The sequence below is a fragment of the Variovorax saccharolyticus genome (genome assembly GCF_030316765.1).
In the GTDB taxonomy this organism is placed as follows: domain Bacteria; phylum Pseudomonadota; class Gammaproteobacteria; order Burkholderiales; family Burkholderiaceae_C; genus Variovorax; species Variovorax saccharolyticus.
In genome coordinates, this window is record NZ_JASZYT010000005.1 from 103613 (window position 1) to 120024 (window position 16412).

Consider the following 16412-nt stretch of genomic DNA (forward strand, 5'->3'; position numbering starts at 1 on the left):
TCCGTTCAGTGAAGCCGGCGAACCGGCGGGCAAGGGTGATTGGGGAATGCGGCGGGGCCCGGCGCGGCCCCGGAACTCAAGCGGCCATGGCCTCCGCCATCTTCGGGACGAGCGACTTGAGATCGAAGGATTCGTCGGCGAGCTGGCTGGCGCCGGCAGCGGCCGGGGCGCCGATCAGCTTGCGGCTCAGCATGTGCTCGGCCGGCCTGTTGACCGACTGCGCGGCCACGAGCGTACCTTGTCGCAGATGGAAGACGCTGAAGCGGTCGCCGTCCATGTCGCCGCGCAGCACGACCTCGTCGCCGGGTGCGGCCAGGCCGGCCATCTGGAACTTGAGGTCGAACTGATCGCTCCAGAACCAGGGCACGGAAGTGCAGGGCTGCTCGCGCCCGACGACCAGCGAAGCCAATGCCTTCGCGCCGTCGTTGGCCGACTGGATCGATTCGAGGCGCATGCGCGCCGGCACGCCGGGCGCCGGCGGCAGCGCCATGCTGGCGACATCGCCCGCCGCCAGCACGCGCGGCGCCGAGCTCCGGCCCAGCATGTCGACCAGGATGCCGTTGTCGACCGCGATGCCGGCCTGCTGCGCCAGCTCGGCGTTCGGCAGCACGCCGATGCCGAGCACCACCAGGTCGCAATCGATGCGCTGGCCATCGTCGAGTTCGACCGCGGCGACGCGGCCCTGTTCGCCGTGCAGCGCCCGCACCCCGCGGCCGGCCAGCAGCTCGACCCCGCGGCGCCGATGCGCGTTCGCGACATAGGCCGACATCGCGGGCGGCAAGGCGCGCGCCAGCAGCTGCGGCTGGGCCTCGATCACGCTGACCGCGGCGCCCCGCGAGCGCAGCGCGGCAGCGACCTCGAGACCGATGAAGCCGCCGCCGATGACGCAGGCGCGCTGCGTGCGCTCGGCCGCCTGGGCCAGGCGCAGCGCATCGTCGAGCGTGCGCAGCTCGAGCACGCCGTCGAGCTTCGCGCCCGGCAGCGTGAAGGGCCGGCAGCGCGCGCCGGTGGCCAGTGCCAGCCAGCCGTAGTCAAGCCGGTCGCCGTTGTCGAGCCGCAGGGTGCGCGCGCCGGCGTCCAGCGATTCGGCGCGCCGCCCGAGCTGCAGCTCGATGCGGTTCTGCGCGAAGAAGCCGGGCCCGCGCAGCTGCAGCTGGTCGACGCCGGTCTTGCCGGTCAGCAGGCCCTTGGACAGGGGCGGGCGCTGGTAGGGCGCATGCAGCTCGTCGCCGACGATCACGATGCGCTCCTCGAAGCCGAACTCGCGTGCGCTCGCGGCCAGCTGCACGCCGGCGTACGACGCCCCGACGATCAGGAGGGGAGGGGTGGCGGCCATCAGCTCTGGGTCTCGGGCACGCGCACCGTGAGGCCGTCGAGCTCGGCGGTCATCGTGAGCTGGCAGCTCAGGCGGCTGCCCGGCAGGCGCTCGGCGGCGACCGCGTCGAGCAGTTCGCCTTCCATCTCGTCGGCCGAGGGCAGCAGGTCGATGAAGGCATCGTCGACGTAGACATGGCAGGTCGCGCAGGCGCACGAGCCGCCGCACTCGGCGTCGATGCCGCGGACGTTGCCGTTGATGGCGTTCTCCATCACGCTGGAGCCGGCCTTGGCGTCGACGCTGCGGCGGCTGCCGTCCTTCAGGATGTAGTGGATCGTGGGCATGGCGGGCGCGATCAGAACATGTCGAAGTACTCGCGGTGTTCCCACTCGCTGACTTCGAGGTTGAAGCGGGCGATCTCCGCTTCCTTGATGTGGCACAGGTAGTCGACGAAGCTCTTTCCCATCTGGGCGTTGAGCATCTCGTCGTTGCGAAGACACGCCAGCGCCTCGCCCAGCGAGCGCGGCAGCTGCTCGGCCGGCGTCTCGTAGGGCGCGTCGGCGGACGGACCGGGGTCCGTCTTGTTGCGCATGCCGTCCAGGCCCGAGAAAAGCTGCGACGCCAGGTAGAGATACGGATTGGCGGTCGGCTCGCCGACCCGGTTCTCGATCCGGGTCGCGTTCTGGCCGGCGCCGCCCAGCACGCGAAGCATCGCGCCGCGGTTGTCGCGGGCCCAGATCGCGCGGTCCGGTGCCAGCGAGAAGGGGCGGTAGCGCCGATAGCCGTTGATCGTCGGGCTGGCCAGCGCGGCGGCGCCGCAGGCATGCTGCTTCAGTCCGCCGAGGTAGTGCAGCCCGGTCTCGCTCAGGTCCTGCCCGTTCTCGGCAGGCATGAAGGCGTTGACGCCGTCGCTCTTGCGGCGCAGCGACTGGTGCAGGTGCCAGCCGCTGGACATCACGTTCGGGATCTTCGGGCGGCACATGAAGGTCGCGTGGTAGCCGGCGCGCTGGCAGATCTGCTTGATCGCGCTGCGCAGCAGCACCATGGTGTCGGCCGGCAGCACGCCGGCCGTGGGGCCGAAGGTCAGCTCGAACTGGCTCGGGCCGAACTCGATCTCGAGCGAGCGCAGCGGCAGGCCCAGCGCGATCAGGTTCGAGCGCAGCAGTTCCATCACGGCGTCGACCCGGTCGTAGCGCAGCTCGGTCAGGTACTGGTGGCCGTGCGACAGCAGCGACACCCGCGGCGGCTCGCCGGGCTGGCCCGAATCGGCCAGGCCCATGCGCGCGTCCTCCAGCTTGAAGACATGGAACTCGACCTCCAGGCCGGCGATGAAGTCCAGTCCCATCTCGTCGAGCTGCCCCACCGCGCGCTGCAGGATCTGCCGCGTGGCATAGGGGCAGGGCTTGCCGTCGGCCATGTAGGCGTCGCACAGGACCCAGCCCGAGCGCGGCGCCCAGGGCAGGACCTTGAAAGTCGAGGGGTCGGCCACGACCGTGAAGTCGGCGCCGCCCTGGAAGCCCTCGATGGCAAAGCCGCCGCCGGCCGCGAACACCGGGAACACGGTCTTGTGCGAGGTGTCCTTGGCGAGCAGGGTGGAGGTGAGGTTGACGCCGTCCCACAGCGCGGCGCGGGCTTCGCCGGCGACCAGGGTCTTGCCGCGCAGCAGGCCGTGCTGGTCGGGCCAGGCGAATCGCACGACATCGACTTCGCCGGCATCGATGCGGCGGACCAGTTCGCGGGCTTGCCTGTGCTGGTCGTCGGACCAGAGGCCGTGGCGGTCTACGAAGGAGCTCATGGTGCGGGGCCGTTCAGGCGGCGGCCAGGCGGGCCGAGGCCCAGTCCGACTTGAGGCGACGCTCGCGGTCGGCGCTCTGCCAGTAGCCGTCGGTGTTGCCGGCCTCGCCGATGCCGTCGATCGACGGCGGTCCGGTGAGTGCGCCGGCCTGTGCGGCGTCGATCAGCATCGGTGCGCTTTCGCCGGCCTGCGTGGCCTCGATGGCCTTCACCAGCATGCGGCGGTAGGTGATGATGCCCTTGTCGGTGCTGCCCAGGTGTTCGCGGGTGCGGTCCTGGATCGGGCCCTGCGACTCGATCGCCCACTGGTCGTGGACGTTGATGTCGTCGCCCATGCCGGTGTAGGTCTCGGTCAGCTGCTCCTCGACGCTGAAGCCGTAGTTGTTGCGCTTGTTCTTGCGCGAGGTGTAGTCGGGCAGCTCGTAGAGCTTGAGCCGCTGGTCGCGCATCTGCTGCTTGTCGACCGGGCCCGTGAAGCTGGTGAAGATCGCATACCAGTAGCAGTGCGTGTCGTCGACCGGCACATGCCATTGCGAGATCGTCATCTCCGCGCTCATCGGGATCACGAAGGCCTGCGGGAACACCACGTTGGTGACGCGCACGTGGGTCTGGGTCTCAGAGAGCTGGCGCAGCGCGGTCAGGCGCATGCCGTAGTCGGTCGGCTCGACGCTGATGTCCGGGCGGTCGAACTCGCGCAGCACCTTGGTGATCGGCATGTCCGAGTCGGCCGAGGCGCCCCGGAATTGCTTGCCGTAGCTTTCGGAGGTGTCTGCGTCCTCGAAGAAGCGATGCAGGTAGGAGGCGTGGGCGGGGTCGATGCCGACCTCGAGCGCCTGCAGCCAGTTGCATTCGAACAGGCCCTTGAAGGCGAAGGTGTGCGAGTCGGGGGCGACGAAGCAGTCGAACTCGGGGAAGGCCGGCGGCTCGCCTTCCCCGATGTAGGCGAACACGGTGCCGGCCCGCTCGACCACCGGATAGGCCGACTGCCGGATCCGGCTGCAGAGCTTGCTGCCCACCGGCTCGGCCGGCGTCTCGAGGCAGTTGCCCTTGGCGTCGAACAGCCAGCCGTGGAAGGCGCAGCGAATGCCGCCGTCCTCGAGGCGTCCGAAGGCCAGGTCGGCGCCGCGGTGCGGGCAGTCGCGGTCGAGCATGCCGAGCTGGCCTTTCTCGTCGCGAAAGAGGACGAAGTGCTGGCCCATCAGCTGGACCGGCCGGACCGGCCGCGGGCCCGCGAGTTCGTCCGCCAGGGCCACGGGTTGCCAGTAGCGGCGCAGCAGCGCGCCCGCGGGAGTGCCCCGGCCGACCCGGGTAATGAAATCATTCTGTTCAGCGCTGATCATGGGTGCTCCATCGAGGTTTGACTGTGGGGAAGCTGCATTGCATGCAATGGAATACATTGTTCAAGATGCATCTGTTCCAAGTCAATCATTTTTCGTTCGATCCGGCTCATGAAAGCCATTAGTCAAGGGTTAACACTGATTATTCGACGCCTCGTTGCGGTGCATCCAGGCTGCATGAGTGCATTGTTCCCGTGATGCATGCAACAACCGGACCAGACTACCAATGATGTGTGCAGGAGCCTTAGAATTGCGCCATTCCTCCGCTTTGCCGATACAGATGGACTCCCAACAATCCCGCGTACTGGTGCAACTCCGCGACCTGATCCTCAAGGGCGAGTTCGTGCCCGGCGAGCGGCTGGCCGAGATCCCGCTGGCGGAAAAGCTGGGTGCCTCGCGCACGCCCGTGCGGCTGGCGCTGACCAGCCTCGAGCACGAGGGCCTGATCGAGCAGTCGCCCAGCGGCGGCTACCAGATGCGCCGCTTCACCTCGCAGGAGATCGCCGACGCGATCCGCGTGCGCGGCGTGATCGAGGGTTTCGCGGCCCGCCTGCTGGCCGAGGACGGCGCGTCGCGGCAGTTGCTGCGCGAGTTGCACGAGTGCCTCGACGCCGGCGACAAGGCGGTCAACAAGGCCGAGATGAACCTCGACGACTACACGGCCTACGTCGAGATGAACGACCGCTTCCACAAGCTGATCATGGAAGGCTGCGGCAACGTCGCGCTGAAGCGCGTGATGGACATGCTCGACGGCCAGCCCTTCGCCTCGCCCAGCGCGATGCTGCCCATGCAGTCGTCGATGGAGGAGGGCCACCAGTGGATGAAGCAGGCCCATCGCACGCACCACGCGATGGTGCAGGCCATCGAACGCGGCCAGGGCTCGCGCGCCCAGGCGCTGGGCGAGGAGCATGTGGAGATCGCGCGCATGAATCTCGAGTACGCGCTCGAGCGGCCGGAACTCGCGGCCGAGCTGATGCCAGGCATGCGGCTGGTGGCCGGGAAGACGCGCGGCTAGCTCCGGCTAGGCGAAAGCCAGCGCGATGCAGTAGTCGACCCAGTTCCAGTAGTGGTCGAGCGTGCGTCCCTCGGCGCGTGCCCGTCGCCAGGCGGCGCGATCGAAGCGCGGGTGCTGGTCGCCCTGCGCCTGGTACTTCTGCTGCAGCCGTGCCGCGTCGAGGCCTTCGTCTCCCAGCAGGTCGGCGGCGACCGATGCGGCCGGCACAGTGGCCGCGGCCGGCGTGCCGCCGGCTTCACCGGCGGCGGGCCCCGGGTGATCCCAGAAGATCATGTCCCTGCCGCCGTCCTTCGCCTTGAAGAGAGCCACGTCGGCCTGGCGCAGCGAGTCTTCCGGCGAGCGCGCCGCGCTCAGCCACGCGAGGCCGATCGAGGCCGTGAGCTCGATCTCCGCCACGCCGACCATGAACGGCCGGGCGCCGAGGATCCTGCGCAGGCTTTCCGCGGCTTCGGAACCCTGCGCCAGCGACACCGACCTGAACAGCACGCCGAACTCTTCGCCGCCCAGCCGGGCCAGCAGGTCGCCGGGCCGGAGCGTCCGAGCCATCCGGGCCGCCGCCTCGACCAGCACGGCGTCGCCGGCATCGTGTCCGAAGCGGTCGTTGACGGCCTTGAAGAAATCGAGGTCGACCACGCCGACCGCGTCCGGTACCCCCTCGCCCACCCGTCCCCGGGCCTCGGCCAGGGCGGCCTGGAAGCGCCGGCGGTTGGGCAGTCCGGTCAGGGCGTCGGTCTGGGCGAGGTCGGTCAGGCGGGTGTTCAGCAGCTCGAGCTCGGCCTGTGCCGTCCGCAGGGCGTTCTCCCGGCCGACCAGTTCGCTGACGTCGGTCCAGACCGACGCGATGCCGCCTTGCCAGCCCTGCTCCTCGATGCGGTAGAAGCGGCCGCTGCGGGCGCGCAGGGTGACCGGCTGCGGCAGCGGGCCGGCCGCCTCGTCTTCGACCAGCTGCCGGTACGCCGGCGTGTCGTCGAAGTCCTCGTGGAACTCGCGCCAGTAGTCGCCGCGGCGCTGCCGGGTCTGGATCTCCGGCACGCCGCTGGCGATGCGCGGGAAGTGCTCGGAAAAGAAGCGCGAGTTCACGTAGACCAGCCGGCCCGCGCCATCGTGCAGGGTCAGGCCGACGTTGACGACCGCCATGAGTTCGACCGGCGCGCTGCCCCCGGTGCCGGGGGCGTGCTGCGGGTTCAAGAAGGGCGGGCGGGTGGTTTCCATCGTTGCGGGGGGCCGGTTGGAGCGGCGGCCATTGTCGTGCAGCCGCGGATCGGTGCGAGGCCGCCGCGAAATCCAATGCATGGACAATAGGCGCCAACGCCGACCGCTTTCGCGCCATCCAGTCCATCTTCCCCAGGAAGCCGCACCCATGTCCCTGTCAACCGACCTCGAGTCGATGTTCGATCTGTCGCCCGTCTCCCTCTGGCTGGAGGACTACAGCGGACTCAAGGACCTGTTCGACGAATGGCGGGCCGACGGCGTCACCGACCTGGGCGCGCACCTGGCCGCCGAGCCTTCGCGCATCCGCGACTGCATGGCCCGCTTCAAGGTGCTGCGGGTGAACCAGCACACGCTGACCCTGTTCGGCGCGCCGAGCCAGCAGGAGCTGCTGGCCTCGCTCGACCGGGTCTTTCGCGACGACATGGCGGACTCCGTCCTGCACGAACTCGAACAGCTCTGGCAGGGCGCCCTGAGCGCGGAGAACCAGACGGTCAACTACACGCTCGACGGCCGCCGGCTCGACGTGCAGGTGCGCCTGCGCATCCTGCCGGGCCACGAATCCCGCTGGGACCGCGTGCTGGTGTCGCTGGAGGACATCACGGCCCGCGTCGCCGCCTATCGCGAACGCGCCGAGGCCGAGCGCCATGCGCGCGACCTGTTCGGCCACTCTCCGGTCTCGCTGTGGGTCGAGGACTTCAGCGCGGTCAAGAAGCTGCTCGACGACATCCGGCGCCGCGGCATCACCGACTTCACCACCTTCCTCAAGGTGCATCCTGAATTCGTCACCCGCTGCATGCAGGAAATCCGGGTCATCGACGTCAACCGCGAGACCCTGCGGATGTTCGGCGCCGCCGACACGCCCGACCTGCTGCGCAACATCACCAAGGTGTTTCGCGGCGAGATGCAGGACTCGTTCGCCGAACAGCTGCAGGACCTGTGGAACAACAAGACCTCGCAGCAGCGCGAGGTCGTCAACTACTCGCTGAGCGGCGAGCTGATCAACATCCACATGCAGTTCACCGTGCTGCAGCACCACCTGCAGACCTGGGACCTGGTGCTGGTGTCGCTGGTCGACATCACGGCGCGCAAGAAGGCCGAGGCCTATCTCGAATACCTCGGCAAGCACGACGTGCTGACGCAGCTTTGCAACCGTGCCTTCTACACCGAGGAACTGCACCGGCTGTCGCGCAAGGGGCCGTGGCCTGTGTCCATCATCGCGATCGACCTCAACGGACTCAAGCGCATCAACGACGAGGACGGCCACGCGGCCGGCGACGCCATGCTGCGCCGCGTCGGCGAGGTGCTTTCCAAGGCGGTCGACGCGCCGGGCTGGCCGGCGCGCATCGGCGGCGACGAGTTCGCGGTGCTGCTGCCGACCACCGACGAGCGCGGCGTCGCCGCGATGCGCGATCGCATCCTTTCGCTGCTCGATCTCAACAACCAGTTCCACGCCGGGCAGAGCGGCCACGTCGTCAGCCTCGCGATCGGCGTGGCCACCTGCGGCTCCGGCGACCAGCTGGAAGCCGCGCTGCTGCGGGCCGACCGCGCCATGTACGAGGACAAGGCGCAGCACTACGCGGGCGACACCACGTAGGACGGCCTGCGGCGCACCGATTTCAGGGCCATGGCATGCATCCTGCGATGTCATGGCATGTTCATTTCCATGACCGAACCCTTTGCGCAGCGACTCCACCGGTGGGGCAGGGACCAGGCCCAGGCGTTTCGCGTGCTGCTCACTCTCGGGACCCTGCTGGCGCTGTGCGGCGCCACGGGCCGGATGGAGGCCGTGACGCCGCTGTTCCTCGGCGCCATCGCCAGTGCGCTGGCCGAGACCGACGACAGCGGGCGCGGGCGCTATCGCGCGCAGCTGGTCACGCTGGCCTGCTTCGCGGGTGCCGCCTTCGCGGTGTCGGCGCTGATCGACGCGCCCGCCGTCTTCATCGGCTGCCTGGCGCTGGCCGCCTTCTGGCTCACGATGCTCGGCGCGGTCGAGGCGCGCTACAAGGCGATCGGCTATGCCACCCTGATCCTCGCGATGTACGCCACGCTGGGCATAGGCAACCACCCGCTCGCGGGGCCCGGCGAGCGCCACCGCGACCTGTTGCTGCTGCTGGCGGGCGCCGCCTGGTACGGCGCCTTCTCGGTCGGCTGGTGCGTGGCCTTTCCGGCTCAGCCGGTGCAGGCGCGGCTGGCCAGGCTCTATGCGGTGCTCGGCCACTATGTCCGCTTCAAGGGCTCGCTGTTCGAGCCGCTGCGCGGCATCGACATCGAGCGCAAGCGGCTGTCGCTGTCGCAGCTCAATGCCGACGTGGTGGCCGAACTCAACGCCGCCAAGGAGAGCATCTTCAGGCGTATCGGCGCGCGCGCGCCCACCGGCCGGATCGCGCGCTATCGCGGCCTCTACCTGATCGCGCAGGACGTGCACGAACGCGCGAGCTCGTCGCATGACGACTACAACGCGCTGGCCGACGCCTTCTTCCACAGCGACCTGCTCTACCGCTGCCGGCGCGTGCTGCACCTGCAGGGAGAGGCCTGCGCGCGGCTGGCGCAGTCGATCGAGCGGCGCGAGCCCTTCGTCGCCGACGGCGCCACGCTGCAGGCGCTGGCCGACCTGCGCAGCGCGATCGCGCACGAGCGCAGGCAGGCGAGCGAGCCGGCGCGGCAGGCGCTGCTGGCGTCGGTCGAGGCGCTGGCGCGCAATCTCGAGCAGCTCGACGGACAACTGGCAGGCGCCGCCGAACCCTTGGCGCGGGCCGGACGCACGGACATGGGCCTGTTCGATCGCTCGCCGCGCTCCTGGCGCGACGCGCTCGAACGGGTGCGCGGGCAGCTCACGCCGCGATCGCCGCTGTTTCGCCACGCGCTGCGGCTGGCGCTCGCGCTCGTCGCCGGCTGGGGCGTGATGCGCGTGATCCATCCCGCGCAGGGCTACTGGATCCTGCTCACGACCCTCTTCGTCTGCCAGCAGACCTGGGGCGACACCATCTCGCGCATGGGCCAGCGCATCGCGGGCACCGCGGTCGGCGTCGTGGTCGGCTGGGCGCTGCTCGACCTGTTCCCCGATCACCGGCTCCAGGCGCTGCTGGCCGTGGTCGCCGGCGTGCTCTTCTTCGCCACGCGCAGCACGCGCTACCTGCTGGCGACGGCCTGCATGACGGTGCTGGTGCTGATGTGCTTCAACCAGATGGGCGACGGCGGCATGCTGATCGTGCCGCGCCTGGTCGACACCGCCATCGGCAGCGTGATCGCGGGCCTGGCCATGGTGCTGGTGCTGCCCCACTGGCAGGCGCGGCGCTTCAACGAACTGGCGGCGGCGGCGATGCGCAACCAGGCGCTCTATCTGCGCGGAATCGCCGGGCAGTACCGCGCCGGCGCGCGCGACGACCTGGCCTACCGGCTGGCCCGGCGCAACGCCCATAACGCCGACGCCGCGCTGGCCAGCGCCGTCTCCGAGATGTTCCGCGAACCGGCGCTCGTGCGGCCGCGCGCCGGCGTGGCGCTGCGCTTCCTGATCCAGTCGCACACCCTGCTGAGCTACCTCTCGGCCCTGGGCGCGCACCGCGTGGCCCTGCCCGAGCCCGGACACGCCGCCGCGCTCGATGCGGTGGCTGCTGGCGCCGCGCAGGCACTGGAGGAACTCGCGGCGGGCATCGAGTCCGGCTCTGCGCAGACGCTCGAGGCGATGCGTGCCCGGGTTGCCGACGTCCAGGCGCTGAGCCGGGCCGGGCCGGACGGCGCGGGCGACCCGGCGACGCAGTTGGTGCGCACCGAACTCAGCCTGATCGGGCAGCAGGTCGAGGCCCTGCGCGGCCACGCGCTGCGGTGGCTGCAGCCGGAGGCCGGCTGAATCCGGGGGCCTCGCTCAACGCGCCGGACGCCCGCCGCGCACCCTGTGGGCGATGCGCTTCAGTGCCGCCGCGGCATCGGGCGCGAATTCGATCGAGCGCGCGAGCATGAGGTTCAGCGGCTGCCCGAGCCCTTCGACCAGGGTGCCGCCGGCCGCTTCCGTCACCACGCCCGCAGCGTCGAGCCGGCAGGGGATCGCGGCCTGCACGCGCTGCGCGTAGCTGCCCTCCGGCACGCCGTAGCCGACCACCGGCTTGCCGAGCGCCACGGCATAGCCGACTTCGAACACGGTGCCGGAGTCGGGTTCCTGGCCGCGAAAGCTCATCAGGTTGGCGATCACGCCGTCCGCCTCGCGGATCAGCGCCACGTTGCCTTCGTAGATGGCCTGCGCCTGATCGTCGTCGTTCGCCGCGGCCTGCAGTGACAGCGGTGCATCGGTCGGCGCGACGCCGGTCATCTGCAGGCGATCGCAGTGCGCCTTGAGCGCAGCGAAGATGCTCTCGTGCGCCGGAAAGAAGACATCCGGGCCGGCCAGGTAGATGCGGGGACGTTCGGGAAACATGCCGCCGATGGTATCGGCCCGGGCTATCGCAGCGCCGGCCGTTCGGCCGTCTTGTCGGCGCTGGAACGGCCCAGCACGCTGGCGCGCAGTTCGTTGTAGCGCGACACGAAATTGACCAGCACGCTGGCGGTCCAGGCGAAGGCGAAGATGCCCGAGATCCCGATGATCGGCGGCACGATGCGCCAGGCGCGCGGCAGCGAGAACGGCTCGCCCAGCGCGGTGTAGCAGTTGGCCGCGAAGTAGGCCGCATCGGACCATTCGGCGACGATGCCGCCGAAGATCAACGCAGCCGACCAGAGCACCACTTCGGCCAGGTGCAGCGCCAGCAGCATCATCACGGTCAGCGTGAACAGCAGGTCGGCGCGCCACAGCGAAGGGCCAGCGCGCAGCGCGTCCGATCGCTTGAGGAAAGAGCTCGTGATGATGCGGATCCAGAAGGCATGGAACATGATCACGAACACCAGCACGGCGCCGCCGAACATGATGTCGGGCAGCGGCAGGGCCTGGGTCAGGGCGTTCTCGACCAGGCTGGGCCGCAGGTTCTGCAGGTCCGAGGCGGCCGTCGATACGACGCTGGGCAATGTGTCGGTGTCGAGTTTCGAATCAGCCATGTGCGAGCTTCCGATCGAGCGATGACGTTTTCAGGGGGGAGCGGCAGTCCATCCCATGGGCCGTTGCCTTGTTGACCGGCGCAGCTTACGCGATCCGGGGGCGACGAATTCGGGGGGTGGAGTGGCCCGCGGCCATCGAGCGCCAGGCGTCGCGTCTAGGGACGGACGCCAAAGCAGGAACCTAGGGTTAACCCTATAATTGCCCTGTCCGCGACGCATGGGCGCCGCGGCTCCAGGAGAAGCCCTTCATGTCCACGATCCTCGCCAACGGTCTTGCCGTCGACGCACCCGGTTCCTCGCCGGCCACCCGCAGCCTCTCGCACGTCCTGGCCTTCGGCCTGCGGCTGCTGACCGGCTGGAATGCCACGGCGCCCGCAGCGCCGCAATCGCGCAAGGCCGAGGCCGACGCGGTCCGCGAATGGGCCTGGACCTTCGCCCGCACCGATCGCAGCTTTTCCGACGACCTGTTCGCCGCCGCCGACCGCCACGAACGCCTCCAGGGCTGACGCCGCCCCGAGCGCCGAAGCGCTCGACGGGTGCCTGCGTAAGATGCGCCCATGGACGAGCGCGTCGACGACGACATCACTTTCCGCAGGCTCGAGATCCTGCTCGCCTTCATGGAGACCGGCAATCTCGCGCGTGCCGCCGAGCGGCTCGGCACCAGCGCGGTGACCGTGCACCGCGCCCTGCATGCCCTGGAGACCGGCACGCGCTGCGCGCTGTTTCGCCACGAGGGGCGCAACCTTCATCCCACCGAGGCCGCGCAGGCATTGGCCGAAGTCGCGCGCGAGGTGCTGCGCACCATGGCCGAGGGCATCCGGGCGACCCGTGAAGTCGCGGGCTACTCGGCCGACCGGATCCGCATCGGCTCGCTCTATTCGCTCACCAGCCGCACCGTGCCGGCCGTGGTCACGGGCATGAAGATCCGCAAGCCCGAACTGCAGACCGAACTGGTGCTGGGCTCGAACGCCGACCTGCTGCAGAAACTGCGCGACGGCGGCATCGATGCCGCCCTGATGGCGGTGCCCGATGCAGCCTCCGACGTCGAGAGCGAGCCGCTCTTCGTCGACGACATCTTCTTCGCTGCGCCGGTCGGCTCGCGCTATGCCGATCTCGCCGAGGTCGATCTCGCCGCCTGCGCCAACGAGCGCTTCGTGAGCCTGAGCGAAGGCTTCGTGACCTACGGCGGCTTCCTCGAATCGTTCCGCGTCGCCGGCTTCTCGCCCGAGGTCGTGATGAAGACCGACGACATCTTCTCGCTCATGAACCTGGTCGGCGGCGGCGTCGGCTTCACGCTGCTGCCTGGGCGGGTGCGCGGCGTGATGCCGCAGCAGGTGCAGCTCATCGCGCTGCAGCCGAAGTACCTGATGCGCCAGACCATTGCGCTGAACTTCCTGCGCTCACGCGAACGCGACCCCAACCTGCTGGCATTGCTGGCGGTGTGCCGAATGGCCCGCGCCGGACTCTCCTGAGCCCTTTTCGTCGGTTTCGGGTTATCCCGTGATCGTTTCAGTTCGCGTAACGGTCGCGCTGCGCGGCTGATTGATCGGCATCGGCCCGATGCGTAACTTCGGTCCCCAGGCAAACAGGCGCATCAGACGCCGCTCACAAACCTGGAGACGACGAATGAGTTCCCACTGGATTTCGATTTACGCGCTGGTCGGCATGTTCGTGCTGGCCACCGTGCTGCCGGTCAACATGGGCGTGATCGCCTTCGTCGGCGCCTTCGCGGTCGGCACCCTGGTCGCGGGCATGAACGCCAAGGCGATCATGGCCGGCTTTCCGGCCGACCTGTTCCTGACCCTGGTCGGCATCACCTACCTGTTCGCGCTGGCCCAGAACAACGGCACCATCGACTGGCTGGTGCGCCTCGCGGTGCGCGCAGTGCGCGGCCGGATCGCGGCGATCCCGTGGATCATGTTCCTGATCGCGGCGCTGCTGACCTCGGTCGGCGCCGTCAGCCCGGCGGCGGTGGCCATCATCGCGCCGATCGCGCTCGGCTTCGCCGCCAAGTACGGGATCAACCCGCTCATGATGGGCCTGCTGGTGATCCACGGCGCCCAGGGCGGCGGCTTCTCGCCGATCAGCATCTACGGCGGCATCACCAACAAGATCGTCGCCAAGGCGGGCCTCCCGATCAACGAGATCGCGACCATGATGGCCAGCCTGGCGGTCAACCTGGCGGTGGCACTGCTGCTGTTCTTCCTGATGGGCGGCATGAAGCTGCTGCGCCAGAAGGCCGAGTTCGGCGGCAACGTGGCGGCCACGCCGCGCGTCGCCCACGGGCAGCGTGGTGCGCAGGTTTACGGCGACGCGGAGGGCGAGGCCTTCGGCGAGGAACGGCGCACCGCCGACCCGGCGCGGGCCTCGCTGATGGATCCGGCCACGGACGCCAAGGGCGGCCCGGCCGGAGACCAGTCCCGGCTCTACCAGATGGCGACGGTGGCCGGCCTGCTGACGCTGGCGGTGCTCACGCTGTTCTTCAAGCTGGACATCGGCTTCGTTTCGATCACCATTGGCCTGGTGCTGAGCCTGATGGCGCCGAATCTGCAAAAGGGCGCGCTGGGCCAGGTGTCCTGGCCCGAGATCATGCTGATCGTCGGCGTCAGCACCTATGTCGGGGTGATGGAAAAGATGGGAACGATCGACTTCGTCGGCCATGGCGTGGCCGGACTCACGTCGCCGCTGATGGCGGCGCTGCTGCTGTGCTTCGTCGGTGCGGTGGTGTCGGCCTTCGCCTCATCGACCGCGGTGCTGGGCTCGCTGATTCCGCTGGCCGTGCCCTTCCTGCAGGGCGACAGCGGGGTCGGCGCGATCGGCTTCATCGCGGCGATGGCGGTGTCCTCGACCATCGTCGACGTCAGTCCCTTCTCGACCAATGGCGCCCTGGTGCTCGCGAATGCGAAGGGCATCAGCCGGGAGGTCTTCTTCCGCCAGTTGATGGCCTATGGCGCCATCGTGACGCTGCTCGCACCGGTGGTGGTGTGGCTGCTTTTCGTCGTGATCTGAACCGCCCATCGAGGCCCACATGAATTCAACAACCTGGAACTCCAAGGCCCTGGGCCGCGAAGCCCGGCTCGCGCGGGCCGCCGCCGCGCTCGGTGCCCGCCTGGCCGGCAAGCAGGTGGACAGCGAGGCCATCGGCAGCCTGCTCGAAGCGGTGCTCGAGCCCGGCGACCGCGTCTGCCTCGAAGGCAACAACCAGAAGCAGGCCGACTTCCTGGCCCGTGCGCTGGTCGCGGTCGACCCGGCCCGGGTGCACGGCCTGCACATGGTGCAGTCGGTGCTGGCGCTGCCGGAACACCTCGACATCTTCGAGAACGGGGTCGCGTCGCGGCTCGACTTCAGCTTCTCGGGGCCGCAGGGCGCGCGGCTCGCGAAGCTGGTGTCGGCCGGCCGCATCGAGATCGGCGCGATCCACACCTACCTCGAACTGTTCGCGCGCTACTTCGTCGACCTGACGCCGAAGGTGGCGCTGGTGGCAGCCCACGCCGCCGATGCCGAGGGCAACCTCTATACCGGGCCGAACACCGAGGACACGCCGGCGATCGTCGAGGCCACCGCCTTCTCGGGAGGCATCGTGATCGCGCAGGTCAACGAGCTGGTCGACGGCCGGACGACGCGGCTGCCGCGCATCGACATCCCGGCCGACTGGGTGAGCTTCGTGGTCAAGGCGCCGAGCCCGAACTTCATCGAGCCGCTGTTCACGCGCGACCCCGCGCAGATCAGCGAGATCCAGGTGCTGATGGCGATGATGGCGATCAAGGGCATCTACGCCGAGTACGGCGTCGAGCGGCTGAACCACGGCATCGGCTTCGACACCGCGGCGATCGAGCTGCTGCTGCCGACCTATGCCGAATCGCTCGGGCTCAAGGGCCGGATCGCGAAGCACTGGGCGCTCAATCCGCATCCGGCCCTGATTCCGGCGATCGAGGCCGGCTGGGTCGAGTCGGTGCACTCCTTCGGTTCCGAGCTCGGCATGGAGGACTACATCCGGGCCCGCTCCGATGTCTTCTTCACCGGTCCCGACGGCAGCCTGCGCAGCAACCGGGCCTTCTGCCAGGCGGCCGGCCACTACGCCTGCGACCTGTTCATCGGCTCGACGCTGCAGATCGACCTCGACGGCAACAGCTCGACCGCCACGCTCGGGCGCATCGCCGGTTTCGGCGGCGCGCCGAACATGGGGGCCGATGCGCGCGGCCGGCGCCATGCGAGCCCGGCCTGGCTCAAGGCCGGCCGCGAGGCGCGCGCCGGCCGCGGCGGCGCCGCCGGCACGCCGCGCGGCCAGAAGCTGGTGGTGCAGATGGTCGAGACTTTCCGCGAGCACATGCAGCCGGCCTTCGTCGACCGCCTCGATGCCTGGACCCTGCAGGAGCAGGCCGGCATGGACCTGCCGCCGATCATGATCTACGGCGACGACGTCTCGCACATCCTGACCGAGGAAGGCATCGCCAACCTGCTGCTGTGCCGCAGCGATGAAGAGCGCGAGCAGGCGATCCGCGGGGTCGCCGGCTACACCGCGATCGGGCTGGCGCGCGACCGCCGCGCGGTCGAGAACCTGCGCGACCGCGGCGTGATCCGGCGTCCGCAGGACCTCGGCATCGATCCGCGCGATGCCACCCGCAACCTGCTGGCAGCCCGCAGCATGCGCGACCTGGTGCGCGCCTCGGGCGGGCTGTACCAGCCCCCCAAGCGTTTCAGAAACTGGTAGGAGGCCGCC

General features: G+C 69.4%; 14 protein-coding genes. 7 read left to right on the plus strand and 7 right to left on the minus strand.

Annotated elements, in window-relative coordinates; all coding sequences use genetic code 11:
* Nucleotides 1–76: 76 nt before the first annotated feature.
* From QTI45_RS16785 to QTI45_RS16800, 4 genes are read right to left on the minus strand one after another with little or no spacing between them, the layout of a single operon-like run.
* A complete protein-coding gene (locus tag QTI45_RS16785; protein WP_286655224.1) occupies nucleotides 77–1336 on the minus strand; it encodes an NAD(P)/FAD-dependent oxidoreductase in 1260 nt (419 codons plus the stop codon).
* Nucleotides 1336–1659 carry a 2Fe-2S iron-sulfur cluster-binding protein gene (locus tag QTI45_RS16790; protein ID WP_286370291.1) on the minus strand — a complete coding sequence of 108 codons (324 nt, stop codon included), beginning with the start codon at nucleotides 1657–1659 and terminating at the stop codon, nucleotides 1336–1338. Before QTI45_RS16790 ends, QTI45_RS16785 begins: the two co-directional genes overlap by 1 nt.
* An 11-nt stretch (nucleotides 1660–1670) precedes the next feature.
* Nucleotides 1671–3110 carry a glutamine synthetase family protein gene (locus QTI45_RS16795; RefSeq protein ID WP_286655225.1) on the minus strand — a complete coding sequence of 480 codons (1440 nt, stop codon included), beginning with the start codon at nucleotides 3108–3110 and terminating at the stop codon, nucleotides 1671–1673.
* Between the two features lie 13 nt (nucleotides 3111–3123).
* Nucleotides 3124–4449 carry an aromatic ring-hydroxylating dioxygenase subunit alpha gene (locus tag QTI45_RS16800; protein ID WP_286370293.1) on the minus strand — a complete coding sequence of 442 codons (1326 nt, stop codon included), beginning with the start codon at nucleotides 4447–4449 and terminating at the stop codon, nucleotides 3124–3126.
* A 277-nt stretch (nucleotides 4450–4726) separates the two neighbouring features.
* On the opposite strand from QTI45_RS16800, the gene QTI45_RS16805 reads away from it, so the two are divergent.
* Nucleotides 4727–5461, plus strand: a complete 735-nt coding sequence (locus tag QTI45_RS16805) for a GntR family transcriptional regulator (RefSeq protein WP_286370294.1) — start codon at nucleotides 4727–4729, stop codon at nucleotides 5459–5461.
* A gap of 6 nt (nucleotides 5462–5467) precedes the next feature.
* Here the strand turns inward: QTI45_RS16805 and QTI45_RS16810 are convergent, their stop codons facing one another.
* Entirely contained in the window at nucleotides 5468–6673 is a 1206-nt protein-coding gene (locus QTI45_RS16810) for a GGDEF domain-containing protein (RefSeq protein ID WP_286655226.1), read from the minus strand.
* 148 nt (nucleotides 6674–6821) lie between these two features.
* Here QTI45_RS16810 and QTI45_RS16815 point away from each other — a divergent pair, with 148 nt between their 5' ends.
* Both QTI45_RS16815 and yccS read left to right on the plus strand, forming a co-directional pair.
* Nucleotides 6822–8267, plus strand: a complete 1446-nt coding sequence (locus tag QTI45_RS16815; RefSeq protein ID WP_286370296.1) for a sensor domain-containing diguanylate cyclase — start codon at nucleotides 6822–6824, stop codon at nucleotides 8265–8267.
* A gap of 132 nt (nucleotides 8268–8399) precedes the next feature.
* Nucleotides 8400–10520 (plus strand): YccS family putative transporter, encoded by a 2121-nt coding sequence (yccS, locus tag QTI45_RS16820; RefSeq protein ID WP_286655227.1) that lies wholly within the window; start codon nucleotides 8400–8402, stop codon nucleotides 10518–10520.
* A gap of 15 nt (nucleotides 10521–10535) precedes the next feature.
* Here yccS and QTI45_RS16825 read toward each other — a convergent pair whose 3' ends face one another.
* Nucleotides 10536–11081, minus strand: a complete 546-nt coding sequence (locus tag QTI45_RS16825) for a nucleoside 2-deoxyribosyltransferase (protein WP_286655228.1) — start codon at nucleotides 11079–11081, stop codon at nucleotides 10536–10538.
* Between the two features lie 23 nt (nucleotides 11082–11104).
* Entirely contained in the window at nucleotides 11105–11692 is a 588-nt protein-coding gene (locus tag QTI45_RS16830; protein ID WP_286655229.1) for a hypothetical protein, read from the minus strand.
* A gap of 248 nt (nucleotides 11693–11940) precedes the next feature.
* On the opposite strand from QTI45_RS16830, the gene QTI45_RS16835 reads away from it, so the two are divergent.
* The 4 genes from QTI45_RS16835 (at nucleotide 11941) to mdcA (ending at nucleotide 16403) form a co-directional block, all read left to right on the plus strand.
* Nucleotides 11941–12198 carry a hypothetical protein gene (locus tag QTI45_RS16835; RefSeq protein WP_286655230.1) on the plus strand — a complete coding sequence of 86 codons (258 nt, stop codon included), beginning with the start codon at nucleotides 11941–11943 and terminating at the stop codon, nucleotides 12196–12198.
* Between the two features lie 51 nt (nucleotides 12199–12249).
* Nucleotides 12250–13164 carry a LysR family transcriptional regulator gene (locus QTI45_RS16840; RefSeq protein WP_286655231.1) on the plus strand — a complete coding sequence of 305 codons (915 nt, stop codon included), beginning with the start codon at nucleotides 12250–12252 and terminating at the stop codon, nucleotides 13162–13164.
* Nucleotides 13165–13318: 154 nt separating this feature from the next.
* A complete protein-coding gene (locus tag QTI45_RS16845; protein WP_286370302.1) occupies nucleotides 13319–14701 on the plus strand; it encodes an SLC13 family permease in 1383 nt (460 codons plus the stop codon).
* Between the two features lie 19 nt (nucleotides 14702–14720).
* Nucleotides 14721–16403 (plus strand): malonate decarboxylase subunit alpha, encoded by a 1683-nt coding sequence (gene mdcA, locus QTI45_RS16850; RefSeq protein WP_286655232.1) that lies wholly within the window; start codon nucleotides 14721–14723, stop codon nucleotides 16401–16403.
* Nucleotides 16404–16412: the final 9 nt, after the last annotated feature.